The sequence below is a fragment of the Spirillospora albida genome, from assembly GCF_000718255.1.
In the GTDB taxonomy this organism is placed as follows: domain Bacteria; phylum Actinomycetota; class Actinomycetes; order Streptosporangiales; family Streptosporangiaceae; genus Spirillospora; species Spirillospora albida.
In genome coordinates this window covers 32,210-57,224 of sequence record NZ_JOFJ01000023.1, presented here as the reverse complement: position 1 = coordinate 57,224, position 25,015 = coordinate 32,210, and the positions used below count along the sequence as shown (strand labels likewise).

Here is a 25,015-nt window from a genome sequence, read left to right as displayed (position 1 = left end):
GCCTCCACGGGTTCCACGTCAGGGGCGGGTGGAGCAGCCCGGTGCGGAGACGGGTTCCCTGCCGGGGCGCCCGATGGACGGCATCCCGAGCGACACGCCGCTCCGGCCGGCGTCGCCCCCGCCCTGGCGCCGCTCCCACGAGTCCCCGGCGCTCGTCCGCCTGACGCCCACCGCGGGCTTGTCGGCGACCAGGTGGTGGGGCGCGGCGTAGGTGACCTCGACGGTGACCATGTCGCCCGGCCTCACCGGCTCGTCCGGCGCCTTGAAGTGGACGAGGCGGTTGTCGGCGGCGCGTCCCGAGAGCCGGCGCGTCGCGTCGTCCTTGCGCCCCTCGCCCTCCGCGACGAGGACCTCCAGGGTGCGGCCGAGCTGCTTCCTGTTCTCGGCCCAGGAGATCTCCTCCTGGAGGGCGATCAGGCGCTCGTAGCGCTCCTGGACGACCTTTTTGGGCAGTTGCCCGTCCATCGTCGCGGCGGGCGTTCCAGGGCGCTTGGAGTACTGGAAGGTGAACGCGGACGCGAACCGGGCCTCCCGCACGACGTGCAGGGTCTGCTCGAAGTCCGCCTCCGTCTCCCCGGGGAAGCCGACGATGATGTCCGTCGTGATCGCGGCGTCCGGGATCGCCGCCCGGACCTTCTCGATGATGCCGAGGTACCGCTCCTGCCGGTAGGAGCGGCGCATCGCGCGCAGGACCGCGTCCGACCCCGACTGCAGGGGCATGTGCAGCGACGGCATCACGTTCGGCGTCTCGGCCATGGCGGCGATGACGTCGTCGGTGAAGTCCTTCGGGTGCGGCGAGGTGAACCGGACCCGTTCCAGGCCCGCCACGTCCCCGCAGGCGCGCAGCAGCCCCGCGAACGCGGACTGCTTGCCGGACGCCATTGAGCGCACGTCGTCGGGGGCCTGCGACAGCGCGCCGAACCCCGAGCCGTAGGCGTTCACGTTCTGGCCGAGGAGGGTGATCTCCAGGACGCCCTCGGCGACGAGGGCCTCCACCTCCGCGAGGACCTCCCCCGGGCGGCGGTCCTTCTCCTTGCCGCGCAGGGAGGGGACGATGCAGAAGGTGCACGTGTTGTTGCAGCCCACGGAGATCGACACCCACGCGGCGTACGGCGACTCACGGCGCGTCGGCAGGGTCGACGGGAAGGTCACCAGGGACTCTTCGATCTCTACCTGCGCCTCGTCCAGCACGCGCGAGCGCTCCAGCAGCGCGGGCAGCGACCCGATGTTGTGGGTGCCGAACACCACGTCCACCCAGGGGGCCCGCCGGACGATGGTGTCGCGGTCCTTCTGCGCCAGGCAGCCGCCGACGGCGATCTGCATGCCCGGACGGGCGTCCTTGACCGGCCGCAGATGGCCGAGGTTGCCGTAGAGCCGGTTGTCGGCGTTCTCCCGCACGGCGCAGGTGTTGAACACCACCACATCGGGCTCGCCGTCCCCCGCGCGGACGTACCCGGCCGACTCCAGGAGGCCCGAGAGCCGTTCCGAGTCGTGGACGTTCATCTGGCACCCGTAGGTACGGATCTCGTACGTGCGGGTGCCGGTCTCCATTGGCGCACTCATGACAGTCCCCAAGAGTACGCGCGGAACCACGCTCACCGCGCAAGATCGAAACGGCCCGGGCGCGCTTGGGGATTCGTGATCGTATCGGTACCGCTCGGAGCCTTATCCCCGAAGGTCGATGACGTAAAGTCCGAGCGCATGACGGACAGCGAAGGCGGGCCCGAGCTCCCCGAGGGCGACGGGCCGCAGGGCGCCACCCAGGGCGACGGTCCCCTCGTCGTGGTCGAGAACGTGAACAAGTACTTCGGCGAGCTGCACGTCCTGAAGGACATCAATCTCACCGTCGACCGGGGCGAGGTCGTCGTCGTCATCGGCCCGTCCGGCGGCGGCAAGTCGACCCTGTGCCGGTCGATCAACCGGCTGGAGCCCATCGACGGCGGCAGGATCCTCGTGGACGGCCAGGAGCTGCCCGAGGAGGGCAAGGACCTCGCCCGGCTGCGGGCGGACGTGGGCATGGTCTTCCAGTCGTTCAACCTGTTCGCCCACAAGACGATCCTGGAGAACGTCACGCTCGGGCCCACGAAGGTCCGCAAGCAGGGCAAGCAGGAGTCCGAGAAGCACGCGCTGGAGCTGCTGGACCGCGTCGGCATCGCCAACCAGGCCCAGAAGTACCCCGCGCAGCTTTCCGGAGGCCAGCAGCAGCGCGCCGCCATCGCGCGCTCCCTCGCCATGAGGCCCAAGGTCATGCTGTTCGACGAGCCGACCTCCGCGCTCGACCCGGAGATGGTCAACGAGGTGCTCGACGTCATGACCGGCCTGGCCGCCGAGGGGATGACGATGATCGTGGTGACCCACGAGATGGGGTTCGCCCGGCGCGCCGCCAGGAAGGTCGTCTTCATGGCGGAGGGGCAGATCGTCGAGGAGAACACGCCCGACGAGTTCTTCACGAACGCGCGCACCGACCGGGCCAGGGACTTCCTTTCCAAGATCCTCACGCACTGAGCCGTACGGGGCTCCGGCACGAAAGGCAGAGGTAGACGCATGCGAGTACGTCGTTTCGGCGCCCTCATCGGCGCGGGCATGGCGCTGTCCCTGGCGCTCAGCGCCTGTGGCAGCGACACCGAGAAGACCAACGCCAAGACCGTGGTCGAGAAGGCCAAGGCCGACAAGAAGCTCACGATCGGCATCAAGTTCGACCAGCCGGCCCTGGGCCTGAAGAAGCCGGACGGCACGTTCGAGGGCTTCGACGTCGACGTCGCGAAGTACGTCGCGAAGCAGCTCGGCGTCCCCGAGAGCGGCATCACGTTCAAGGAGACCACCTCCGCGAACCGCGAGTCGTTCCTCGGCGGCGGCCAGGTGGACCTCATCTTCGCCACCTACTCCATCACCGAGGCGCGCAAGGCGCAGGTGACGTTCGGCGGCCCCTACTACGTCGCCCACCAGGACACCATGGTCCAGGTCAGCGAGAACGGCATCGCCAAGCCCGAGGACCTCAAGGGCAAGAAGCTCTGCAAGGCGGCCGGCTCCAACTCCTTCCGCCGCATCACCGAGGGCCCGCCGGACGGCAAGCTCAACATCAAGGGCGTCACCCTGGTCGACGCGTCCAGCTACTCCGACTGCGTCGCCAAGCTCAAGGCGGGCGCCCTGGACGCGGTGAGCACCGACGATCTGATCCTCGCCGGGTTCGCGAACCAGCAGAAGGGCTCGTTCAAGGTCATCAACGCCCCCTTCACCGATGAGAAGTACGGCATCGGCATCAAGAAGGGCGACAAGGAGACCTGCGAGGCCGTGAACAAGGCCGTCCAGCAGATGTACACCGACGGCACGGCCAAGACCCTGCTGGAGAAGCACTTCGCGGGCACCGGGCTGAAGCTCGTGACGACCGCTCCCCAGATGGAAGGCTGCGCCTGATCCAAGGTTGACCCCGTCGCGCCGGTGCGCCGTCCCCGCAACGCCGTCCTCGTTCCGGGGAGGCGCACCGGTCGTGGCCTGACCCGATGGAACGCCATGGAACAGCTAGACAATGTTTGATTTCGGCCCGTTCTTCGACAACATCGACCTGATCCTCGAAGGCTTCTGGGCGACCGTGCGCCTCGCCGCGGCGGCCGCGGTGCTCTCCTTCATCCTGGGCACGGTCCTGGCGAGCTTCCGGGTCGCCCCCATCCCCGTCCTGCGGACCTTCGGCACGGCCTACGTCAACGTCGTCCGCAACACCCCCCTGACCCTCGTGCTGCTGTTCTGCAGCTTCGGCCTCAACGACGTCCTCGCCATGAGGCTCTCGGGCAACAGCTCCACCTCGTACTACTGGTGGGCCGTGTTCGGCCTGTCCGCATACACCGCCGCGTTCGTCTGCGAGGCGCTCCGGTCGGGCATCAACACGGTGCCGCTCGGCCAGGCGGAGGCGGCGCGGTCGATCGGCCTGACCTTCACGCAGTCGCTGCGGATCATCGTTCTCCCGCAGGCCTTCCGGGCGGTCATCGCGCCGCTGGGCAGCGTCCTCATCGCGATGATCAAGAACACGACTGTGGCGGCCGCCGCCAGCTACGCGGAGGCGGCCCTCGTCATGAAGACGATCCTCGACGCGCCCTCGTTCACCAGCGGGGCGATACCGCTGTTCATCGGCGTGGCCGTCGGCTTCATGATCCTCACGCTGCCGACCGGGTTCTTCTTCGGCTGGCTGCACAAGCGGATGGCGGTGGCGCGATGAGCAAGGAAGCAACCGTCCTCTTCGACGCCCCCGGGCCGAAGGCGCGCGCACGCCACCGGGCGATGACCGTCGCCGCGCTGATCGTGTTCGCCGGCCTGCTCGCGGCGTTCGTCTGGCGCCTCGCCGACAGGGACCAGTTCGAAGGCGAACTGTGGAGCCCGTTCCTGAAATGGGAGGTCTGGGAAGGCCTGATTCTCCCAGCGCTCTGGAACACGCTGAAGGCCGCCGCCGTCGCGTCGGTGCTGGCGCTCGCGTTCGGCGTCGTGTTCGGCCTGGCCCGGTTGTCGGACCACTGGTGGATCAGGGTCCCCGCCGGTGTCGTCGTGGAGTTCTTCCGCGCGATCCCGCTGCTGATCCTGATCTTCCTGGCGTTCTTCATCCCGAACAAGATCAGCCCGTCCATCGCCGACTCGCAGTTCGGCACGCTGCAGCGCGTCGTGGTGGAGAACGTCCTCTTCGTGTTCGGTGTCGAGATCAACGCCGGCACCGTCACCGTGTCGGCGTTCGCCGCCGTCGTCTTCGGCCTGGTGATGTACAACGGCTCGGTGCTGGCCGAGGTGGTGCGCGCGGGCGTCCAGTCGATCCCCAAGGGGCAGTCGGAGGCCGCCTACTCCATCGGCCTGCGCAAGAACGGCGTGATGCGCCTCGTTCTGCTGCCCCAGGCGATCACGGTGATGATGCCGGCGATCGTGAGCCAGCTCGTCGTCCTGCTGAAGGACACCGCACTCGGGTTCATCATCGCCTACCCCGAACTCCTGTCCGCAGGGTTCAACCAGATCCCCGCCAACTACCACAACAACAAGTTGCAGGCGGGCATCGTCGTCGCGATCATCTACATCGCCCTCAACATGGCGCTGAGCCGGGTGGCGACCGCGCTGGAGGCGCGCAGCCGCCGGAGCCGCAGGACGTCCGGCAAGACGATGGGCACCGGGACGGGCGCTCCGCCCGCGCCGGGCATGTCCGCCACGGGCACCGCGCCCGGTCAGGCCTGACGGTTCGGCCGTCTTCGTCCGAGGGCGCCGCCGGAGAACCGGCGGCGCCCTCGCTCATCCGGGGACGAGGGCGGATCCGCATGGTCACCGGTGACCGGCTTGTATCTTTCCGACGGCAAACGGCCCGTCATGGCCCCAACACATCCCCGTATGCGGGACGATTCCGCTATGACCGCTCGTGCGACCCTCCCCTACGGCTCCTGGCCTTCCCCCATCTCCGCCGCCGACGTCGCCCGCGCCCGGCTGCGCCTCGGATTCCCCACCGTCGCCGGCGATGACGTCTGGTGGCAGGAGACCCGGCCCGAGGAGGGCGGGAGAACGACGGTCATCCATCTCAAGGGCGGTCACCGCACCGAGCTGTTGCAGGCCCCCTGGGACGCGCGCACCCGCGTCCACGAGTACGGCGGACGGTCCTACCTGCCGATCAGCACCCCGGAGGGGCGCGCGATCGTGTTCTCCAACTACGAGGACCAGCGGCTCCACCGGCTCGACGAGAACGACCCGAAGCCGCGGCCGCTGACCCCCGAGCCCGCCATCCCCGCCGGGCTGCGGTACGCCGACTACGTCCTCTCGCCCGACGGCACCGAGATCTGGTGCGTGTGCGAGGGCCACATCGCCCCGACCCCCGCGGGCGAGGACGGCACCGGAGGGACCCCGGGCGGCATCCGGCGCGCCATCGTCGCCGTCCCCCTGGACGGCAGCGCCGCCGACGACGCGAGGAGGATCCGCGAGCTCGTCTCCGGCGCGCACTTCTACGCGAACCCGGCCCCCTCCCCCAGCGGCAGCCACCTGGCCTGGGTGCAATGGAGCCACCCCCGCATGCCGTGGGACGGCACCGAGGTCCGGGTCGCCGCGCTCGAGGACGGCGGGACCGTCGCGCCCCGCACCGTCAAGGGCGGGCTCACCGAATCGGCCCTCGCCCCCCTCTGGCGCGACGACGAGTCCCTCTACGTCATCTCCGACTGGCCCGGCTGGTGGAACATCTACCAGGTGGGCCTGCACGGCGAGTCCCCGCAGGCGCTCTACCCGGCGGAGGAGGAGTTCACCGGCCCCCTCTGGGAGCTCGGCGGGATGCCGTACGCGCGGCTGGGCGACGGGCGGCTCGCCGTCCTGCACGGTGAGGGCGACCTCCGGCTCGGCGTCTACGACCCGGACACGCTCGACCTCGTCCACCTCGAGGTGCCCTACGGCAGCTGGCTGCCGCAGCTGTCCGCCGACGGCACGACCATCGTCGGCATCGGCGGCGGTCCCGGCGTCCCTCCGTCCGTCGTCCGGGTCGACACCGCCACCGGGCGCGTCGAGGGCCTGCGCCGCGAACTGCCCGACGTGCCGGACTCCGCCTACCTGCCCGAGCCCCGCGCGGAACGTCTCGAAGGGCCGTTCGGGCGCCCCGTCCACGCCTACGTGTTCCCGCCCGCCAACCCGGAGGCCGCCGCCCCCGAAGGCGAGCTGCCGCCGTACGTGGTGTTCGTCCACGGCGGCCCGACCAGCCACGTCACGACGGCGCTCGACCTGGAGCGCGCGTACTTCACCAGCCGCGGCATCGGCGTCATCGACGTCGACTACGGCGGCTCCACCGGCCACGGCCGCGCCTACCGGGAACGGCTCCGCCGCCAGTGGGGCGTCGTCGACGTCGAGGACGTCGTCGCCGCCGCGCAGGCCCTCGTGGACGGCGGCATCGCCGACCCCGCCCGGCTGGCCGTCCGGGGCGGCTCCGCCGGCGGCTGGACGACGCTCGCCGCCGTCACCCGCAGCGACGTCTTCAAGGCCGCCACGTCCTACTTCGGCATCAGCGACCTGCAGAGCCTCGCCGAGGCCACCCACGACTTCGAGTCGCACTACCTGTTCGGCCTCATCGGCCCCCTGCCCGGCTTCGAACGCGCCTACGAGGAGCGCTCACCGCTCACCCGCGCGGACCGGACCGCGTGCCCGGTCCTGCTCCTTCAGGGCATGGACGACCCCGTGGTGCCGCCCGACCAGTCGGAGCGGTTCGCGATGGCCCTCGCCGCCGAGAAGACCCCGTACGCGCACCTCACGTTCGAGGGCGAGTCCCACGGGTTCCGCCGCGCCGACACCGTCGTCGCCTGCCTCGAGGCGGAACTGGCGTTCTACGGGCAGACCCTGGGGTTCGAACCCCGCGGCGTGGCCCCGATAGAGCTCAGGACCGGCTGACGCGCCGCCCGTCCGCCTCCGCCGGGGCGACCCCCGCACGGCGGACGGGTGCCCGTCCCTCTCTGCCGTCGCACCGGGTTCAGCGGGCGAACTCGATCGCGCGCGATTCGCGGACCACCGTGACGCGGATCTGGCCCGGATAGGTCAGCTCGTCCTCGACCTGCTTCGCGATGTCGCGCGCGATGACCTGGGCCTGGATGTCGTCGACGGCGTCCGGCTTCACCATCACCCGGATCTCCCGGCCGGCCTGCATCGCGAAGACCTTCTCGACGCCCTCGTGCCTGTCCCGGGCGATCTCCTCCAGCCGCTCCAGCCGCTTCACGTACGCCTCCAGCGACTCGCGGCGCGCCCCCGGGCGGCTGCCGCTGATCGCGTCGGCCGCCTGCGTGAGGACGGCCTCCACCGTCCGGACCTCGACCTCGTTGTGGTGAGCCTCGATCGCGTGGACCACGTCCTCGTGCTCGCCGTACCGGCGGGCGATCTCCGCGCCGATCAGGGCGTGGCTGCCCTCCACCTCGTGCGTGAGCGCCTTGCCGATGTCGTGCAGGAGCGTGCAGCGCTTCGCGACCTCCATCGGGAGCCGCAGCTCGCTCGCCATGACGCCCGCGATGTGCGCGGACTCGATCAGGTGCTTCAGGACGTTCTGCCCGTAGGACGTCCGGTAGCGCAGCCGCCCCAGGAGCGCGATGAGCTCCGGGTGCATGTCGCCGATGCCGACCTCGACGAGCGCGTCCTCCCCCGCACGCACGCAGAGCAGCTCCACGTCCGCCTTGCTGCGCTCGTAGATCTCCTCGATGCGCTGCGGATGGATGCGCCCGTCCTGGACGAGCTTCTCCAGCGTCAGGCGGCCCACCTCGCGCCGCACCGGATCGAAGCAGCTCAGCAGGACCGCCTCGGGCGTGTCGTCGATGATGAGGTTCACACCGGTCGTCGTCTCGAACGACCGGATGTTGCGCCCCTCCCGCCCGATGATGCGGCCCTTCATCTCGTCACTCGGCAGATGGAGCACCGACACCACCGACTCGGCGGTCTGCTCGCTCGCCACCCGCTGGATCGCGAGCGTCACGATCTTGCGGGCGCGCTTGTCGCCCTCCGCGCGCGCCGCGTTCTCGATCTCCCGGGTGATCGGAACGGCCTCGCGCTTGGCCTGGTTCTCGATCGCCGCGACCAGCTCCGCCTTGGCCTGGGCGGCGGTGAGTCCCGCCGCCCGCTCCAGGACGCGGCGCCGGTCGTCCTCGACGGCCGCCAGCTCCCGCTCGCGCTCCTCCTGGGCCCGGCCGCTCTCCGCGAGCCGGTCCGACCACTCCTCCAGGCGCCGGACCTCGCCGTCCAGCCGCCGCTCCCGCTCGGCGAGGCGCTTTTCCCGCCGCTCCAGGTCGTCCCGGAGCACCCGGGCGTCCTCGCGGAGGGAGCGGCCCTCCTCCTCCAGCTCCGCCCGCGCCGCGGACACGATCTCCGCCGCCTGCCGTTCGGCCTTCTCCAGGGCGCTCTGCGCGTCCCGCGCCGCCGCCGACCGGATCTCGTCGGCCTCGCTCTGCGCGCGCGCCATCTCCGCCGCGGCTCTCCCGGACGTGCCCGGCCGCCGCAGGAGGACGAGGACGAGAGCGACCAGGGTCACCAGCACCGCTGCACCCAGCAGGACGCTCTCCATGAGGCAGATCCTTCCGCGCCACGGGTCCCACCGGGAGTCGGACCCTGTCCCGCGAGGATTCACCCGTTCCCGGCGGACGGCGCCGGGGACACGACATCACCGGGCCGCGTGCGCGCGTCCCGGAGGGAACGGCCGAAACCGGCCGATGAACGTGTCCTCTATGCCTCTCAGCTGCTCGAACGTGCTGAACCGTATAGCGATCCGCGAGACGCGGAGTAACTCCTCACTGCCGTAACGGTAAGCGGCCCGCAGGTAATGAGCAAGCAAACGACCCGCATTCCGGACCGGCCGAACGGCCGCACGAGCGCCGCTGACCGGTCTCCGGCCGCCGGTACCCCCGGCCACCTGCGCACCCGTGACTCGCGGGGTCAAGCCGCGGTCAGGACAGGGCTCTCCTCCCCGGCGTGTCGCGCCCGGGGACCGCTCGCGGCCTCAGTCGAACGGCTGGTCGTCCGGAAGGAGCCCGGGGTCGGCCCCCTCCTCTTCCAGCGCCTCTTTCACGACCCGGTAGGCGAGGCCCGGCGGGTAGCCCTTGCGGGCGAGCATGCCGACCAGCCGCCGCATCCGCGCGGCGGGCTCGGCCCGCCGCGTCCCGGCGAGCCGGCGCGCGACGAGGGCGCGCGCGGTGCGCTCCTCGTCCTCGGGGGCGAGCGTCTCGACCGCGTCGCTGACGGTCTCGTCGGCGACGCCCCGGCGCCGGAGCTCCGCCGCGAGGGCCCTCCTGGCCAGCCCCCGGCCGGTGTGGCGCGACCGCACCCACGCCTGCGCGAACGCCTCGTCGTCGATGAGGCCGACCTCGCCGAACCGGCCGAGGACGCCCTCGGCCACGTCGTCGGCCACGCCCTTGCGCCGCAGCGCGTCGGCGAGCTGGGCGCGCGTGCGCGGCGCCGCCGCCAGCATCCGCAGGCAGATCTCGCGGGCGCGGCCCTCCGGAGACCCCCCGCCCTCCTCCTCGCCCCGTTCACTCGCCGCCCGGCTCATGCCCCTCCCCACCGACGTGCACACGGATGCCCGAACACCGCCGGCCACCGGCACAGGGCGCGTTCGGCGGACCGGGCGGGTGTCAGGAATCGGTCGCCTTGGCCTTGGTGGTCTTCCGGCCGGCGGCCGCGGGAGCCTTGACGGGCACCGGGGCCTTGGCGGGCATCGCGGCGGCCGGCGGCGCGTCGGCGGGGACGGGCTCGGCCTCCTTGTCGACCTTCGGGCCGATGCCGAGCTTCTCCTTGATCTTCTTCTCGATGCCGTCGGCCAGGTCGGGGTTGGCCTTGAGGAAGTTGCGCGCGTTCTCCTTGCCCTGGCCGAGCTGGTCGCCGTCGTAGGTGTACCAGGCGCCGGACTTGCGGACGAAGCCGTGCTCCACGCCGAGGTCGATCAGGCCGCCCTCGCGGCTGATGCCCTGGCCGTAGAGGAGGTCGAAGTCGGCGACGCGGAAGGGCGGGGCCATCTTGTTCTTGACGACCTTGACGCGGACGCGGTTGCCGACGGCCTCCGTGCCGTCCTTGAGCGTCTCGATACGGCGGACGTCGAGCCGGACGGACGCGTAGAACTTCAGCGCGCGGCCACCGGTCGTGGTCTCCGGGGAGCCGAACATGACGCCGACCTTCTCGCGGAGCTGGTTGATGAAGACGGCCGTGGTCTTGGTCTGGTTGATGGCGCCGGTGAGCTTGCGCAGGGCCTGCGACATCAGGCGGGCCTGGAGGCCGACATGGCTGTCGCCCATCTCGCCCTCGATCTCGGCGCGGGGCACCAGCGCGGCGACGGAGTCGATGACGACGATGTCGATCGCGCCGGAGCGGATCAGCATGTCGACGATCTCCAGGGCCTGCTCGCCGGTGTCGGGCTGGGAGACCAGCAGGGCGTCGATGTCGACGCCGAGCTTGCTGGCGTACTCGGGGTCGAGCGCGTGCTCGGCGTCGATGAACGCGGCGATGCCGCCCCGCTTCTGGACGCTGGCCACGGCGTGCAGGGCGATGGAGGTCTTGCCGGAGCCCTCGGGGCCGTACACCTCGACGACGCGGCCCTGGGGCAGCCCGCCGATGCCGAGCGCGATGTCGAGGGAGATCGCGCCGGTGGGGATCACCTCGACCGGCGCGCGCGCCTCCTCGCCCATCCGCATGACGGAGCCCTTGCCGAACTGCCGCTCGATCTGGGCGAGTGCGGTCTCGAGAGCCTTCTCCCGGTCGTTCGCTGCCATGAGATGTCCTTCTCGTCGTGACTGTCGGCTCTCGGCCGCTGCCTGCTGTGTCGGGGCGACGCTACGGCGGGCCACCGACATTTTCCGGGACCCGGCGCGACCGCGGGCGGCGCCGCGCGCCGGGAACAGCCTACCGAACATAAGTTCGATCATCGCGGTGTGATGCGATTCGGCTCGGATTCTCCGTGCGTCGCGGGGGCGGAACCCCGTACGCTGGCGCCGTCCACGGAGGGGCTCCATCATGACGCTGACCGTCCTTTTCTGCGTCGATCCGATCCACCCCCGGCGCGTTGACCCGCACTTCGCGCGCGAGGCGGCCGCCGTGCGCGACCACTACGGCGAGCTCGCCCTGATCGACCACGAGGCGCTGCGGCGCGGGGACGCGGACGGCGCCGTCCGCGCGGTCCCGTGGGACCTCGGCCCGGCGTGGTACCGCGGGTGGATGCTGACGGCCGGCGAGTACGCGGCCCTGGCCGCGGCGCTGCGCGCGCGGGGAACGCTGCTGCTGACCCATCCGGACGACTACCGGCGCGCGCACGAGCTGCCCGGCTGGCACGACACGTTCGCCGGGCTGACGCCGCCGAGCGTGTGGCGGCCCCTCGAGCCGGGCCAGGATCCCGGCGACCTGACCGCCCTGGGAGAGCTCGTCCGGCCGCTGAGGGCGGGGCCGGCCGTGGTCAAGGACTACGTGAAGTCGTGCAAGCACGAATGGGACGAGGCGTGCTTCGTCCCGGACGTGAAGAACCTGGCGCGGCTGCACGATGTCGCGGCCAAGATGGTCGCCCTGCGGGACGAGTTCCTCGCGGGCGGTCTCGTGGTGCGCGAGTTCGAGCCGTACGACGGCGAGGGCGAGGCGCGGGTCTGGTGGGTGGACGGTGAGCCCGCGCTGGTGGGGCCGCATCCGGACACCCCCGACGTGGAGACCGATCCGGAGCTGGACCGCGTGGCCCCGGCCGTCCGGGCGCTCGGGTGCCGGTTCATCACGACGGACCTGGCACGCAGGACGGACGGCGAGTGGCGGGTCGTGGAGGTCGGGGACGGCCAGGTGAGCGACCTTCCCTCGTCCGTGGACGCGATGGACCTGTACGCGCACCTGCCGGTACCCGACTGACCTGTGATGGAACCGGAACGCCGCCCGCTTCCGTCTCATGTCCCGCGCCCCTAGGCTATGGCTCCCATGACGGAACCGTTCCCCGAGGGGCCGGTTCGACCATGCCGTCCGGCTCTGTCCGGACGTACGCCGACTCGTCTCGAAGGACGGTTCCCTTGCCCCCACAGGAGCCCATCCGGCGTCTCAGTTCCCGTGCCGTGAAGGTCGGGATGGTGAGCGCACTGTCGCTGACCCTGGTCGGGTGCAGTACGAAGTCCACCACCGCGTGGTGCGTGGACCGTCTCGCCACCCCCGTGACCGGCGCCACCGCGGGCGGCTACCGCGTCGTCCCCGACAGCAACTGCAACCGGAGCGACGTCGGCCGCTACTCCTCGTACGGACAGTACTTCTGGTACTACGGCGGGAAGCGCGGCAGCAACGGGTACGTGTCCGGCGGCAGCTCGTTCGCGCCCGGCAAGGGCAAGATCAAGTCGAGCAGCGGGAGCACGCTGCGCGGCGGGTTCGGCGGCAGCGGCTCGAGCGGGAGCTAGCCGGTGCGCCGTTCCCGTTCCACGCCCCGGAAGGGCTGGGAGGAGAAGGTCGAGTCGCACGGTCTCGCCTTCCACCGGACCGCGCACCCGGAGCACCTGACCCGCCCCTACTGGGACGAGTCCGTCCACTACGTCTTCGAGATGGACGAGGTGCTGGCGCTCGAGGAGGTCGTCGAGGAGCTGCACCGGATGTGCCTGGAGGTGGTGGAGCACGTCGTCACGACCGGCCGCTACCACGTCCTCGGCATCCCGGACTGGGTGGCGCCGCTCATCGAGGAGTCCTGGCGCCGCCGGGACCCGCATCTGTACGGGCGCTTCGACCTGCGCTACGACGGCACCGGCCCGGCGAAGATGCTGGAGTACAACGCCGACACCCCCACCGCCCTGCTCGAGAGCTCGATCGTGCAGTGGTACTGGCTGCAGGACGTGTATCCGGACGACGACCAGTGGAACTCCATCCACGAGCGCCTCGTCGCCCGCTGGAAGGAGATCCTCCCCCGGCTCGGTGCCGGCCCTGCGCACTTCGCGTGGACCAACGGCGACGAGACCGGCGAGGAGGTCATGACGATCGCCTACATGCAGGAGACGGCCGAGGAGGCCGGGATCCCCGGGATCGCGATCGCCATGGAGGACGTCGGCTGGAATCCCGAGCGCGGGCGTTTCGTGGACCTGGACGAGCAGGAGATCCGCACGCTCTGCAAGCTGTACCCGTGGGAGTGGATCGTCTCGGAGCCGTTCGGCCGGAGCATCCCCGGAACGCCGATGTCGTGGATCGAGCCGATCTGGAAGATGATCCTGTCGAACAAGGCGCTCCTGGTCCTCCTCTGGGAGCTGTTCCCCGGGCACCCGAACCTGCTGCCGACGTACCTGAACACCCCGTCGAACCTGACCTCGTACGTGCAGAAGCCCCTGCTGGGCCGCGAGGGCGCGAGCATGCGCCTCGTCTCCGCGGACGGCGGTGAGCAGCGTACCGAGGGCAAGTACGGCGCGGAGGGGTTCGTGTTCCAGGAGTTCTGCCCGCTGCCCGAGTTCGACGGCCAGCACCCGGTGATCGGCGCGTGGGTCGTCCATGACGAGTCGGCCGGGATCGGGATCCGGGAGACCGCCGGCCTGGTCACCGACGACACGTCCTCCTTCGTGCCCCACCGCATTCCCCTGTAGCCCCGAAGAAGCACTCCTGCCATCCCCTGGGCAGGCATCCCCCAAAGGAGAACCCATGAGAACGCTGGCGGCCGACGACAGTCTCGGCCAGGTACTGCTGGACGGTACCGGGGCGCTTCTCGCGTACGCCGCGGTCGGCCTGGTGCTGTTCATCGTCGGGTTCTACATGACCGACCTCGCCACGCCCGGCCGCCTGATCACGGTGATCCGCGAGCACCGCAACCCGAACGCGACGCTGCTCGCGTGCGCCTCGACGGTCGGCGTCGGCCTGATCGTGGCGGTCTCGATCTTCGCGTCGGGCGGCGACCTGCTGGAGGGCCTGACGCGGACGCTGGTGTTCGGCGGAGTCGGCATCGTCGCGCAGACCGTCGCCACCCTGGTCTTCGACAAGCTGGTGGGGATCAGCATCAAGCAGCTCGCGGACGACGCCGAGGACAAACTGGAGCCGGCCGCGGTCCTGCTCGGGGTGGCGAACCTGATGATCGGGTTCGTGACGGCCGTCGCCGTCTACTGAGCCGCCCGCCGGGCCGTCAGCGGAGGGCGGGCGGGACGTCGAACGTCGCGACGACCGCCCGCCAGACCTCCTTGGGGGCCTTGCCGTCGGCGAGGGCCTGCTCGACGGTGCGGCCGCCCAGTTCGGCCAGGACGTAGTCCTTCGCGACGCTCTCCGCGTAGCGCTCGCCGAACTGCCGCCTCATCCGGTCCCAGAAATCTGTCAGCCGCACCGGGTCACGCTATCCGACCCTGGGTTCCTCCACGGATTCGCCGTGTTCCTGCACGGATTCGGCGACCTCGTCCGGGACCGTGGGGCGGGCACCCTCCCGGTACTGCCGGTGCAGGCCCGTCAGGTAGCGCTCGACACCTTGCACGACGCGTGCGCTCCGGTAGGACGGGAAGACGTCGAAGGCGTGCTGGCCGCCCTTCATCTCGGCGTAGACGACGGGGGCCGCGGAGACGTTCCGGAGCCGTTCGACGAAGCGCCGCGCCTCGGCGACCGGGATGAGCGAGTCGCGGTCGCCGTGGACGACGAAGAAGGGCGGGGCGTCCTCGCGCACGTACGTGACCGGGGACGCCTTGACATAGGCGTCGCGGTTCTCCGCGAAGGGCTTCTTGACGACCATCCGCTCCACGAGCCGGGTGGCGCCCATGGGGACGGGCCAGGGGCCGGCTTCATAGAAGTTGTAGACGCCGTAGAACGGGACCGCGCCCTGGACGGACGTCTCGACGTCCTCGAAGCCGGGCTGGAATTCGGGGATGTTGGCGGTGAGCGCCACCATCGCGGTGAGGTGGCCCCCGGCGGACCCTCCCGTCACGCAGAGGAAGTCGGGGTCTGCGCCGTACTCCGCCGCGTGCTCGCGGTACCACGCCAGGAAGTGCTTCAGGTCGATGAGGTGCTCCGGCCAGGTGGCGCGGGGGCTGAGCCGGTAGTTGACGTTGAAGCCCACCCAGCCCTGCACGGCCATGTGGTTGAGGAGGGGAAGGCCCTGTTCGCGCTTGTCCCCGATGACCCACGCGCCGCCGTGGATCTGCATGAGCCCGGGGCGCAGGTCGCCCGGACCGGCGGACGCGGGGCGGTAGACGTCCAGTTTGAGCCGCAGCCCGCCGTCCTGCCGGTAGACGACGTTGCGCTCTACCGCGACCCCCTTGCGGGGGACCAGGCACAGGGGCGGCACGATCAGCGGCGCCAGGGGGTAGCGGGGCGCGCCTTCGGGATCGAGGTCGAGGGGCGCGCCGCTCTCGCGGAGGGTGACGACGGTGCGGCGGGACACGGCGAGGGTGGCGGCCAGGCCCGCCATGCCGAGGAGCCCCGCGACGAGTCCGATCCATCCCGCCCAGTGCTCGAGGCCGCCGTGGTAGGCGGTGAGCCCGAGCGCGACCGCCTCGGCGACGAGCAGGTGGGGGGCGAGCTCGATCGTCAGCCATCCGGCGAAGAAGCTCGGCACGAGCAGGGCGCTCTGCGCGCGGGGGGCGTGCGCGTTCGCGGCGAGCAGCAGGAAGAGGGTGCCCATGGCCAGGAGCGCGTAGGTCATCGGGACTCCTTCGGGGTGCGTCCTTCAGGTAGACCATGCCCAGACAAGCGCTTGCTTACAATGTGACGCGCGCCACCCGGGCGCGATTTGTCAGACGTGCGCGGCACTATGGACGACGTGGGCGATGACGTGCTCGAACGCTTCTCGCCGGCGACCCGTGCCTGGTTCGCCGGGGCGTTCGCCGCGCCGACCGCCGCCCAGGCCGGCGCGTGGGAGTCGATCGCGGGCGGCGAGAACACCCTGGTCGTGGCGCCGACCGGCTCCGGCAAGACGCTCGCCGCGTTCCTGTGGTCGCTCGACCGGCTCGCGCTGCCCGGCCCGGCGCCCGATCCCCGGCACCGCTGCCGCGTCCTGTACGTCTCGCCGCTGAAGGCCCTGGCGGTCGACGTCGAGCGCAACCTGCGCGCGCCGCTGACCGGCATCCGGCAGGCGGCCCGGCGGCTCGGGCTCCCGGAACCGGACGTCACCGTCGGGATGCGGTCGGGCGACACCCCCGCCGACGAGCGCCGGCGGCTGGCCGTGAAACCGCCCGACATCCTGATCACCACACCCGAGTCGCTGTTCCTGATCCTGACATCCCAGGCGCGCGAGTCGCTGCGCGGGGTCGAGACCGTCATCGTGGACGAGGTGCACGCCGTCGCGGGCACGAAGCGCGGCGCGCATCTGGCGCTGTCCCTCGAACGCCTGGACGCCCTGCTGGCCCGCCCCGCGCAGCGGATCGGGCTGTCGGCGACCGTCCGCCCCGCCGGAGAGGTGGCGGCGTTCCTCGGCGGACCGCGCCCCGCGGCGGTCGTGCAGCCGCCGTCCGAGAAGGTCTTCGATCTCGACGTCGTCGTCCCCGTCGAGGACATGGGGGAGGTCGGCGGGTTCGTCGGCGACTCCGGCGCGGCGGACCCGCGCCAGAGGAGCATCTGGCCGCACGTGGAGGACCGCCTCCTCGACCTGATCGAGGCGCACCGCTCGACGCTCGTGTTCGCCAACTCGCGGCGCCTGGCCGAGCGCCTCTGCGGCCGCCTCAACGAACTCGCCCACGAGCGCGCCACGGGCGGGCCCCTCCCCGAGGACCACTCCCCCGCCGAGACCATGGCGCAGGCGGGCGCGGCCAAGGGCGCGCCCCAGGAGATCGCCAGGGCGCACCACGGTTCGGTCTCCAAGGAGGAGCGCGCCGGCATCGAGAACGCCCTGAAGGAGGGACGGCTGCCCGCCGTGGTGGCGACGTCCAGCCTCGAGCTCGGCATCGACATGGGGGCGGTCGACCTCGTCGTCCAGGTGGAGTCGCCCCCGTCCGTCGCCAGCGGCCTCCAGCGTGTCGGACGCGCGGGCCACCAGGTCGGCGCGGTGTCCAAGGGCGTCATCTTCCCCAAGTACCGGGGCGACCTCGTGCAGACGGCCGTCGTGGCGGAGCGGATGCGCGGCGGCGAGATCGAGGAGCTGCGGTACCCGCGCAATCCCCTCGACGTCCTGGCGCAGCAGATCGTCGCGATGGTCTCCATGGACGAGTGGGAGGTCGACGACCTGGAGTCCCTCGTCAAGCGCGCCGCGCCGTACGCCGGGCTCCCCCGCTCGGCGCTGGAGGCGACGCTCGACATGCTCGCCGGGCGCTACCCCAGCGACGACTTCGGGGAACTGCGCCCCCGCCTCGTCTGGGACCGCGTGACGGGCGTCCTCCGCGACCGCCCCGGAGCGCAGCGCCTGGCGGTGACCAGCGGCGGCACGATCCCCGACCGCGGCCTGTTCGGCGTGTTCCTCGTCGGCGAGAAGTCGAGCCGGGTCGGCGAACTCGACGAGGAGATGGTGTACGAGTCCCGGGTCGGGGACGTGTTCGTCCTGGGCGCCAGTTCCTGGCGGATCGAGGACATCACGCCCGACCGGGTCCTGGTGTCGCCCGCGCCGGGGCAGCCGGGCAAGCTCCCGTTCTGGCACGGCGACACGCTCGGCCGCCCGGCCGAGCTGGGCCGCGCCCTGGGCGGTTTCACCCGTGAACTGGTGCGGCTTCCCGCGCAGGAGGCCCTCGCCCGCGTGACCGAGGCCGGGCTGGACGGCTGGGCCGCCGCGAACCTCGTCTCCTACCTGGCGGAGCAGAGGGAGGCCACCGGGCACGTCCCCGACGACCGCACCATGGTGGTGGAGCGTTTCCGCGACGAGCTGGGCGACTGGCGCCTCGTCGTCCACTCCCCGCTGGGCGCGCGTGTGCACGCGCCCTGGGCGCTCGCCATGGCCGGGCGGCTCCGCGAGCGGTACGGGATGGACGCGCAGGCCATGCACGCCGACGACGGCATCGTCATCCGCATCCCCGACATGGACGAACCGCCGGGCCTCGACCTCGCCCTGTTCGACGCCGACGACATCGAGCGCATCGTGGTCGACGAGCTGGGCGGCTCCGCCCTGTTCGCGGCGCGGTTCCGGGAGTGCGCGGCCCGTTCCCTGCTGCTGCCCCGGCGCCGCCCCGACAAGCGGATGCCGCTCTGGCAGCAGCGGCAGCGCGCCGCGCAGCTCCTGTCGGTGGCGGGGAGGTACCCGTCCTTCCCCATCGTCCTGGAGACGATGCGCGAATGCCTGCAGGACGTGTTCGACGTGCCCGGCCTCGTGCAGCTCATGCGGGACCTGTCCGGCCGGAAGGTCCGCCTCGTCGAGGTGGAGACGCCCGAGCCGTCCCCGTACGCGCGCTCGCTGCTCTTCCACTACGTCGGCGCGTTCATGTACGAGGGCGACTCGCCCCTGGCCGAACGCCGCGCGCAGGCGCTCGCGCTCGACTCCGCCCTGCTGGCGGAACTCCTCGGGCAGGCCGACCTCCGCGAACTGCTCGACCCGGAGGCCGTGGCGGAGACGGAACGCGAGCTGCAGCGCCTCGCGTCCGACCGCCGGGCCCGTGACCTCGAGGGCGTGGCCGATCTGCTGCGCGCCCTCGGGCCCCTGACGACCTCCGAGGTCGCCGACCGCGTCGAGGCGCGGCCGGACGGCGCAGCGCCGCCGGTGCGGGCGTCACGGTGGCTGGCGGACCTGGAGGAGGCGCGCCGCGCGATCCGCGTCCGCGTCGCGGGTGCGGAGCACTGGGCCGCGATCGAGGACGCCGGGCGCCTCCGCGACGCCCTCGGCTCCCCGCTTCCGGTGGGCATTCCGGAGGCGTTCCTGGAACCCGTGGACGATCCCCTGGGCGACCTCGTCTCCCGCTACGCGCGCACCCACGGCCCCTTCCAGGCGGCGGCGCCCGCCGCGCGGTTCGGGCTCGGCGTCGCGGTCGTCGTGGAGACGCTCCGCCGCCTGTCGGGCGCGGGACGGGTCGTCGAAGGGGAGTTCCTGCCCGTCGCGTCCGTCTCCGGCCCCTTGGGCGCCGAGTGGTGCGACACGGGCGTCCTGCGGACCCTGCGGCGCCGTTCCCTGGCACGGCTGCGCGCCGAGGTGGAGCCGTCCCCGCCTGAGGCGCTCGGCCGTTTCCTGCCCGCGTGGCACGGCATCACGGGCGGTTCCCGCCTGCGGGGCATCGACGCGCTCGTCCAGGCCATCGAGCAGTTGCAGGGGGCGGCGGTGCCGGCGTCCGCCCTGGAATCGCTGATCCTCCCCTCCCGTGTCGCCGGCTACTCCCCCGCGATGCTGGACGAGCTCACGTCCGCCGGAGAGGTGGTCTGGGCGGGGCAGGGCGGTCTGCCGGGCGGCGACGGCTGGGTCTCCCTCCACCTCGCCGACACGGCGCCGCTCCTGATGCCGGAACCCGCCGAGATCACCCTCACCCCCGTGCACCAGGCCGTCCTGGACGCCCTCGGCGACGGCGGCGCGCTGTTCTTCCGCACCCTCTCCGACCGCGTCAACCGGGACACCACCACGGCCGACGCCGACCTCGTCACCGCCGTGTGGGACCTCGTCTGGGCGGGCCACCTCACCAACGACACCTTCGCGCCGCTCCGCGCGGCGCTGGGGGCGGGCCGTCCCGCGCACCGTTCCCGGACGTCCCGGCGCGGACGCCCCGTCCTGCCGTCGAGGGCGGGCCCGCCCACCGTCGCGGGACGCTGGTGGCTGCTCCCCTCGCGCGAGACCACGGCGACCCTCCGCTCGCACGCCCTCGCGGAGTCGCTCCTGGAGAGGTACGGCATCGTCATCCGGGGCGCGGTCGCCGCCGAACGCACCCCGGGCGGTTTCGCGGCCGTCTATCCGGTGCTGCGCGCGTTCGAGGAGAGCGGCCGCTGCCGCCGCGGTTACTTCGTCGAGGGCCTCGGCGCGGCGCAGTTCGCACTGCCCGGCGCGGTCGACCGCCTGCGTGCCCTGCGCCCGTCCGCCGCGCCGGACGACATCTCCGCCCTCTGGGAGACCCCGGCACGCTCCGACGTCCGCGCCCTCGTCCTCGCCGCCGCCGACCCCGCCAACCCGTACGGCGCCGCCCTCCCCTGGCCGGAGCGCGAGGGCGAGGCCGCGAGCGGCCACAAACCGGGCCGCAAGGCCGGCGCCCTGGTCGTCCTGGTCGAGGGCCGCCTCACCCTCTACGTCGAACGCGGCGGGCGGACCCTCCTCACCTGGGATGACGACCCGGACATCCTGCGCCCCGCCGTCGACGCGCTGGCCTTGGCCGTCCGCGAGGGTGCCCTGGGCAAGCTCACCGTCGAGCGCGCGGACGGCGAATCCATCAACGACACCCCGCTCGCCGCCGCCCTGGAGGCCGCGGGCTTCCACCCGACCCCCCGGGGCCTGCGCCTCCGCAACTGACCCGCAGCCGCACACCCCACCCGGCCGGGTCCCAATTTCCATCAGGGCCGTCCGGACGTTGCGCGAAGGCGCCAGGTCTTGACGGAGTCCCGACGGGGGAGGCGGTCAGTGGCGGCGGCCGAACATGGAGATGAGGCCCTTGAGGGCTCGTTCGTCCAGGGAGCCGAAGGGGTTGTCGTGGACGAGGTACGTCCAGGTGGCGGAGGGGCGTTTCAGCTCGGCGGCGTCCAGGTCGATGCCGGATGCGGAGGCGGTGAGAGCGCGGAACGCGGTGACGGCCCTGGCGCGGGCGTCCGGCAGGAGGCGCTTGCCCGCGGGCACCGCCTCGCGGTTGAACTCGACCAGGGGGTCCAGGCCACGGCCGAGGGAGCGCAGGTGGATGCCCTCGCGGAGGTCGGCGAGGAACGCCAGGTGGTCGGCCCAGCAGCGGTCCAGGTGGTACAGGAGGATCTGGCGGGCGGCATCGGCCACGGCGTCGGCCCCCGCCGCCTCGACGAGGGCGGCGTGCCGATCGGGGGCGTCCTCGGCCATCATCCGGTCGGCGTGGTCGCCCTGGAGGACGGCGGTGCGCTCGACGAGGAGTTCGCGGCGCTGCAGCCCGATCAGGTGGTTGTAGCGCCAGGTGTTGCGGTGCAGTTCCAGGTCGACGCCCTCGGCCACGCGCTGGGCGTGCCCGACGATCCAGCGGGCGCCCTTGTCGTCGATGCGGCCGTCCGGCTCGGTAGGGCCCTTGTAGGTCTCGTCAGGGGCAAAGCGCGTGACGAGGTCGTCCTGGAGGCTGGTGAAGAAGACGGAGCCGCCCGGGTCGCCCTGGCGTCCGGCGCGGCCGCGGAGCTGATCGTCCAGGCGGCTGCTGTGGTACCGGCCGGTGCCGATGACGAGGAGCCCGCCGGCGGCCGCCACGCGGTCGCGGGCGGACGCGCCCGCCGAGGCGGGGGCGGTGCCGGGCACGGACCCGGGCGGGCCGCCCCCGAGCCGGATGTCGGTGCCGCGGCCCGCCATCTGCGTCGAGACGGTGATCGCGCCGGGCGCGCCCGCCTCGGCGATGATCGCGGCCTCCTCGGCGTCGTTCTTGGCGTTGAGGACGACGCGGTCCAGGCCGGCGCGGGCCAGCCGGCGGGCGAGGCGCTCGGACTCGGCGACGTCGGCGGTGCCGATGAGGACGGGACGTCCGGTGGCGTGGGCGGCGGCGATCTCCTCGACGATCGCGACCTCCTTGTCGGCGGACGTGGCGTACAGGAGGTCGGGATCGTCGCGCCGCACGCAGGGCTCGTTGGGCGGGATCACCGCGATCTCGAGCCCGTAGAACTCGGTGAGCTGGCCGGAGACGGCCATCGCGGTACCCGTCATGCCGCAGCGGGCGGGGTACCGGCCGATCAGCTCCTGGACGGTGACGGAGTCGAGGATCTCCCCGGACGGCGACGCGGCCAGGGCCTCCTTCGCCTCCACGGCCGCCTGCAGCCCGTCCGGCCAGCGCTGCAGCAGCGCGACCCGGCCCCGCGACTCGCTGATCAGCTTCACCGCGCCGTCCCGGACGATGTAGTCGACGTCGCGGTGCAGGAGCACCTCGGCGTGCAGGGCGACGTTCACCGCGGTGAGGACGGCCAGGTTCTCCGCCGCGTACAGGTCGACGCCGAGGGCGCGTTCCACCTCGCGCGTACCGGCGGCCGTGAGCGTGACGTTGCGCGCCTCGGTGTCGACGGCGTGGTGCAGGCCGGGGCGCAGCCGCCGGACGAGGTCGGCGTACCGGGGGTCGGCCTCGGCGAGCTCGGTCGCGCCGGCGAGGACGAGCGGCACCATCGCCTCGTCCACGAGCACGGAGTCGGCCTCGTCGATCAGCGCGACGGCCGGTTCCGGCAGGACGGCGTCGGCGGGGTCGGTGACCAGGCGGTCCCGCAGGAGGTCGAACCCGATCTCGCTGACCGGGGCGTAGGTGACGTCGGCGGCGTAGGCGGCGCGGCGCTCGTCCGGGGTGGACGCCTGCCCGACCCAGCCGGTGGACACGCCCAGCATCCGGTACAGCGGCCCCATCCACTCGGCGTCGCGGCGCGCCAGGTAGTCGTTCACGGACATCACGTGGACGCGTTCGCCGCGCAGCGCGTACCCGGCGGCGGCCAGGGCGCCGGCCAGCGTCTTCCCCTCGCCGGTCGCCATCTCCGCGACGTGCCCCGACAGCAGCGCGAGCATCCCCACGAGCTGCACGTCGTAGGGCCGTTCTCCCAGCGTCCGGCGGGCGGCCTCGCGGCCGATCGCGCAGAACTCCGCGAGGTCGTCCACGAAGGCCCCGGCCGTGAGCTCGTCGTCGGTGAGCTCGCGGACGCGGTCCTCGCGCGTGCCGGCGTCGGCGACCACGGCCTGGAAGGGAGCCAGGTCCACGGTGCCCGGTTTCTGGACGAGCCGCCGGAACCGGTCACGCAGCCCCATGGCGTCCCCTCGTTCGCTCGGTCACGGTTCCCCCAACGGGCGCGGAATGCCCGTCGTTCCCATGATCCCAGGTGCGATCCGGGACGTCAGGGCCGCATCGGCAGGAAGTCTGAGCCCGATCTCATTCTCCGGATGGAGCCTCCGCAAGCACGATCTCTGAGACCATGGGTGCCTACGGGGTTGCGGTGGCCGACGGGGAAAGCGCCACCGCGGAACGGGGTTTCACCATGACACCTACGGCTCGGCTGGCCGCCGCCCAGCGGCGCAAGCGCCAGATCATCAGCCGGACGCTCATCGACCGCGCCTTGAGCGATCCACGCCGCAGCGACCGGCCCGCGCCGGTCCCGGCGGCACCGAAGTAGCGCGGGCCGCCGCCCGGCGGGGTCAGGCGGGGTCGGCGGAGAAGACCTCGTCGCGGGCCTGCTCCAGGGCCGAGTGCAGGGCGCCGCGCAGTACGGGGTTGCCCTCGACGCGGGTGACGGCGACGGTGGGGCGGGTGGGGCTGATGCGGCCGACGGTCCGCTCGATCCGGGAGGCGAGCGGGACGCCGCCCGCGCTGCCCAGGCTGCCCGACAGCACCACCAGGCCCGGGTCCAGGACGATGTTGACCGAGGTCACTCCGTAGGAGATCCGGACGGCGAGTTCGTCCAGGAAGGCGCCGCCCATCGTCTCGTCTTCGGCGGCGGCGCGGACGCAGGCGACGGCGGTCGGTTCGGTGATGCCGTGCGAGTGGGCGAGGGCGCGGACCGCGTCGGCGCCGACCAGGGAACCGTAACCGCCGGCGATGGCCGGTTTGCCCCATGACGTCGATTCGGTGACGCCCTCGTCCTCGGGTCCGCGGCGGGCGGCGCCGATGGGGAGGGGCGCGCCGGGCACGGGCAGGTAGCCGATCTCGCCGGCGCCACCGGAGCGGCCGCGGTGCAGCCTGCCGCCGAGCATGACCGAAAGGCCCATGCCGCGGTCGAGCCACATCAGCGCGAAGTCGTCGGCGCCGCGGGCGGCGCCGTAGGCGCGTTCGGCGACGGCGGCGAGGTTGACGTCGTTCTCGATCGTGACGGGACGGCGCAGGTCGGTCCTCAGGGCGGCGAGGACGCCCTCGTGCCAGCTCGGCAGGTCGAACGAGAACTGGACGTCGCCGGAGCGCGGGTCGACGACGCCGGGCGTCCCGATCACGAAGGCGCTGAGCCGGCCGACGGCGACGCGAGCCGAGCGGCACGCCTTGACGACGGCGTCGTGCACCGTCCTCACGGGGTCGTCGGCGCCGTTGGGGTCCACGGTGACCTGGGCGGCGAGCGTCCCCGTGATGTCGGCGACACCGGCGGTGACGCCGTCCGGCCCGACCTCGAGCCCGGCGACGTAGGCCGCGGACGGCACGACGGCGTAGAGGGCGGCGTTGGGGCCGCGGCCGCCGGCCTGCTCGCCCGCGACCTCGACGAGGCCGCGCTCCTCGAGCCGGGACAGCAGCTGCGACGCGGTGACCTTGGACAGCCCGGTGTGCTCCCCGATCTGGGCGCGGGTCAGGGGCCCCTGCTCGACGAGAAGGTCGAGCGCGGCGCGGTCGTTGAGCTCGCGCAGCAGCCGCGGCGTTCCCGGGCGTCTCGCCATGCCGGTGGACCTCCATGTCTCAATCCGCTAACGAGCGGTTTTATTTAGGAAAGTTTCTTGTTAGTTTACGCGCACAGCGCCGACCGCACCGGCACCCCGGGGCGGGGGCGCGCGCAACACGCCGACTGGCGAGCAGGGCGCCCGCGATCGACGCGGTAGCGAGGGGGGCATGGTCGGACCCTAAAGGGTCGGCACGTGCTCCACTGGCATCGCAGGCCAGCAAGGCCACGCGAGGCGGAT

At 72.3% G+C, this 25,015-nt stretch carries 19 protein-coding genes; 11 read left to right on the top strand and 8 right to left on the bottom strand.

Annotation, left to right across the window (positions count from 1 at the left end):
* Nucleotides 1-18: 18 nt before the first annotated feature.
* Nucleotides 19-1,563 (bottom strand): tRNA (N6-isopentenyl adenosine(37)-C2)-methylthiotransferase MiaB, encoded by a 1,545-nt coding sequence (gene miaB, locus IE99_RS0125100; RefSeq protein WP_030175826.1) that lies wholly within the window; start codon nucleotides 1,561-1,563, stop codon nucleotides 19-21.
* 219 nt (nucleotides 1,564-1,782) lie between these two features.
* On the opposite strand from miaB, the gene IE99_RS0125095 reads away from it, so the two are divergent.
* From IE99_RS0125095 to IE99_RS0125075, 5 genes are all read left to right on the top strand, one after another.
* The gene (locus IE99_RS0125095; protein WP_037560074.1) at nucleotides 1,783-2,505 is read left to right on the top strand and encodes an amino acid ABC transporter ATP-binding protein; all 723 of its coding nucleotides are present in this window, start codon (nucleotides 1,783-1,785) and stop codon (nucleotides 2,503-2,505) included.
* Between the two features lie 39 nt (nucleotides 2,506-2,544).
* On the top strand, nucleotides 2,545-3,414 hold the full coding sequence (locus IE99_RS0125090) for a glutamate ABC transporter substrate-binding protein (RefSeq protein ID WP_030175820.1): 870 nt from the start codon (nucleotides 2,545-2,547) through the stop codon (nucleotides 3,412-3,414).
* A 112-nt stretch (nucleotides 3,415-3,526) separates the two neighbouring features.
* On the top strand, nucleotides 3,527-4,210 hold the full coding sequence (locus IE99_RS0125085) for an amino acid ABC transporter permease (RefSeq protein WP_030175818.1): 684 nt from the start codon (nucleotides 3,527-3,529) through the stop codon (nucleotides 4,208-4,210).
* Nucleotides 4,207-5,202 carry an amino acid ABC transporter permease gene (locus IE99_RS0125080; protein ID WP_030175815.1) on the top strand — a complete coding sequence of 332 codons (996 nt, stop codon included), beginning with the start codon at nucleotides 4,207-4,209 and terminating at the stop codon, nucleotides 5,200-5,202. Before IE99_RS0125085 ends, IE99_RS0125080 begins: the two co-directional genes overlap by 4 nt.
* A gap of 168 nt (nucleotides 5,203-5,370) precedes the next feature.
* The gene (locus IE99_RS0125075; protein ID WP_030175812.1) at nucleotides 5,371-7,374 is read left to right on the top strand and encodes a S9 family peptidase; all 2,004 of its coding nucleotides are present in this window, start codon (nucleotides 5,371-5,373) and stop codon (nucleotides 7,372-7,374) included.
* Between the two features lie 79 nt (nucleotides 7,375-7,453).
* Here the strand turns inward: IE99_RS0125075 and rny are convergent, their stop codons facing one another.
* From rny to recA, 3 genes are all read right to left on the bottom strand, one after another.
* On the bottom strand, nucleotides 7,454-9,025 hold the full coding sequence (rny, locus tag IE99_RS0125070) for a ribonuclease Y (RefSeq protein ID WP_030175810.1): 1,572 nt from the start codon (nucleotides 9,023-9,025) through the stop codon (nucleotides 7,454-7,456).
* A gap of 432 nt (nucleotides 9,026-9,457) precedes the next feature.
* Nucleotides 9,458-10,006 carry a regulatory protein RecX gene (locus IE99_RS29735; protein WP_051713205.1) on the bottom strand — a complete coding sequence of 183 codons (549 nt, stop codon included), beginning with the start codon at nucleotides 10,004-10,006 and terminating at the stop codon, nucleotides 9,458-9,460.
* Nucleotides 10,007-10,088: 82 nt separating this feature from the next.
* Complete coding sequence (gene recA, locus IE99_RS0125060; RefSeq protein WP_030175804.1) at nucleotides 10,089-11,219, bottom strand: recombinase RecA; 1,131 nt, start codon at nucleotides 11,217-11,219, stop codon at nucleotides 10,089-10,091.
* A 241-nt stretch (nucleotides 11,220-11,460) separates the two neighbouring features.
* Between recA and IE99_RS0125055 the strand changes: the two genes are divergently transcribed.
* The 4 genes from IE99_RS0125055 (at nucleotide 11,461) to IE99_RS0125040 (ending at nucleotide 14,535) form a co-directional block, all read left to right on the top strand.
* Nucleotides 11,461-12,330: an ATP-grasp domain-containing protein gene (locus IE99_RS0125055; protein WP_030175801.1), complete on the top strand. Its 870-nt coding sequence runs from the start codon at nucleotides 11,461-11,463 to the stop codon at nucleotides 12,328-12,330.
* A gap of 209 nt (nucleotides 12,331-12,539) precedes the next feature.
* On the top strand, nucleotides 12,540-12,860 hold the full coding sequence (locus IE99_RS0125050) for a hypothetical protein (RefSeq protein WP_030175800.1): 321 nt from the start codon (nucleotides 12,540-12,542) through the stop codon (nucleotides 12,858-12,860).
* 3 nt (nucleotides 12,861-12,863) lie between these two features.
* A complete protein-coding gene (locus IE99_RS0125045; RefSeq protein ID WP_030175794.1) occupies nucleotides 12,864-14,021 on the top strand; it encodes a glutathionylspermidine synthase family protein in 1,158 nt (385 codons plus the stop codon).
* Nucleotides 14,022-14,076: 55 nt separating this feature from the next.
* Nucleotides 14,077-14,535: a DUF350 domain-containing protein gene (locus tag IE99_RS0125040; RefSeq protein WP_030175791.1), complete on the top strand. Its 459-nt coding sequence runs from the start codon at nucleotides 14,077-14,079 to the stop codon at nucleotides 14,533-14,535.
* Between the two features lie 16 nt (nucleotides 14,536-14,551).
* Here the strand turns inward: IE99_RS0125040 and IE99_RS0125035 are convergent, their stop codons facing one another.
* Nucleotides 14,552-14,746: a DUF3046 domain-containing protein gene (locus tag IE99_RS0125035; RefSeq protein ID WP_030175789.1), complete on the bottom strand. Its 195-nt coding sequence runs from the start codon at nucleotides 14,744-14,746 to the stop codon at nucleotides 14,552-14,554.
* Between the two features lie 9 nt (nucleotides 14,747-14,755).
* Entirely contained in the window at nucleotides 14,756-16,051 is a 1,296-nt protein-coding gene (locus tag IE99_RS0125030) for an alpha/beta hydrolase (RefSeq protein WP_051713203.1), read from the bottom strand.
* A gap of 117 nt (nucleotides 16,052-16,168) precedes the next feature.
* Here IE99_RS0125030 and IE99_RS0125025 point away from each other — a divergent pair, with 117 nt between their 5' ends.
* Nucleotides 16,169-20,746 (top strand): ATP-dependent helicase, encoded by a 4,578-nt coding sequence (locus IE99_RS0125025; RefSeq protein ID WP_245623336.1) that lies wholly within the window; start codon nucleotides 16,169-16,171, stop codon nucleotides 20,744-20,746.
* Between the two features lie 105 nt (nucleotides 20,747-20,851).
* Here IE99_RS0125025 and secA2 read toward each other — a convergent pair whose 3' ends face one another.
* Complete coding sequence (secA2, locus tag IE99_RS0125020) at nucleotides 20,852-23,170, bottom strand: accessory Sec system translocase SecA2 (RefSeq protein ID WP_030175780.1); 2,319 nt, start codon at nucleotides 23,168-23,170, stop codon at nucleotides 20,852-20,854.
* A gap of 227 nt (nucleotides 23,171-23,397) precedes the next feature.
* Between secA2 and IE99_RS33490 the strand changes: the two genes are divergently transcribed.
* Complete coding sequence (locus IE99_RS33490; protein ID WP_281176580.1) at nucleotides 23,398-23,532, top strand: hypothetical protein; 135 nt, start codon at nucleotides 23,398-23,400, stop codon at nucleotides 23,530-23,532.
* A gap of 22 nt (nucleotides 23,533-23,554) precedes the next feature.
* On the opposite strand, the gene IE99_RS0125010 is transcribed toward IE99_RS33490, so the two are convergent.
* Complete coding sequence (locus IE99_RS0125010) at nucleotides 23,555-24,775, bottom strand: ROK family transcriptional regulator (protein ID WP_030175774.1); 1,221 nt, start codon at nucleotides 24,773-24,775, stop codon at nucleotides 23,555-23,557.
* Nucleotides 24,776-25,015: the final 240 nt, after the last annotated feature.

Excerpts from the sequence above, each read along its gene's own strand:
- IE99_RS0125050 (WP_030175800.1), top strand. The coding sequence starts at position 12,540 with ATGGTGAGCGCACTGTCGCTGACCCTGGTCGGGTGCAGTACGAAGTCC.
- secA2 (WP_030175780.1), bottom strand. The coding sequence starts at position 23,170 with ATGGGGCTGCGTGACCGGTTCCGGCGGCTCGTCCAGAAACCGGGCACC.
- IE99_RS0125080 (WP_030175815.1), top strand. The coding sequence starts at position 4,207 with ATGAGCAAGGAAGCAACCGTCCTCTTCGACGCCCCCGGGCCGAAGGCG.
- IE99_RS33490 (WP_281176580.1), top strand. The coding sequence starts at position 23,398 with ATGACACCTACGGCTCGGCTGGCCGCCGCCCAGCGGCGCAAGCGCCAG.
- IE99_RS29735 (WP_051713205.1), bottom strand. The coding sequence starts at position 10,006 with ATGAGCCGGGCGGCGAGTGAACGGGGCGAGGAGGAGGGCGGGGGGTCT.
- rny (WP_030175810.1), bottom strand. The coding sequence starts at position 9,025 with ATGGAGAGCGTCCTGCTGGGTGCAGCGGTGCTGGTGACCCTGGTCGCT.
- IE99_RS0125090 (WP_030175820.1), top strand. The coding sequence starts at position 2,545 with ATGCGAGTACGTCGTTTCGGCGCCCTCATCGGCGCGGGCATGGCGCTG.
- IE99_RS0125055 (WP_030175801.1), top strand. The coding sequence starts at position 11,461 with ATGACGCTGACCGTCCTTTTCTGCGTCGATCCGATCCACCCCCGGCGC.
- miaB (WP_030175826.1), bottom strand. The coding sequence starts at position 1,563 with ATGAGTGCGCCAATGGAGACCGGCACCCGCACGTACGAGATCCGTACC.
- IE99_RS0125075 (WP_030175812.1), top strand. The coding sequence starts at position 5,371 with ATGACCGCTCGTGCGACCCTCCCCTACGGCTCCTGGCCTTCCCCCATC.
- IE99_RS0125010 (WP_030175774.1), bottom strand. The coding sequence starts at position 24,775 with ATGGCGAGACGCCCGGGAACGCCGCGGCTGCTGCGCGAGCTCAACGAC.
- IE99_RS0125085 (WP_030175818.1), top strand. The coding sequence starts at position 3,527 with ATGTTTGATTTCGGCCCGTTCTTCGACAACATCGACCTGATCCTCGAA.
- IE99_RS0125040 (WP_030175791.1), top strand. The coding sequence starts at position 14,077 with ATGAGAACGCTGGCGGCCGACGACAGTCTCGGCCAGGTACTGCTGGAC.
- recA (WP_030175804.1), bottom strand. The coding sequence starts at position 11,219 with ATGGCAGCGAACGACCGGGAGAAGGCTCTCGAGACCGCACTCGCCCAG.
- IE99_RS0125030 (WP_051713203.1), bottom strand. The coding sequence starts at position 16,051 with ATGACCTACGCGCTCCTGGCCATGGGCACCCTCTTCCTGCTGCTCGCC.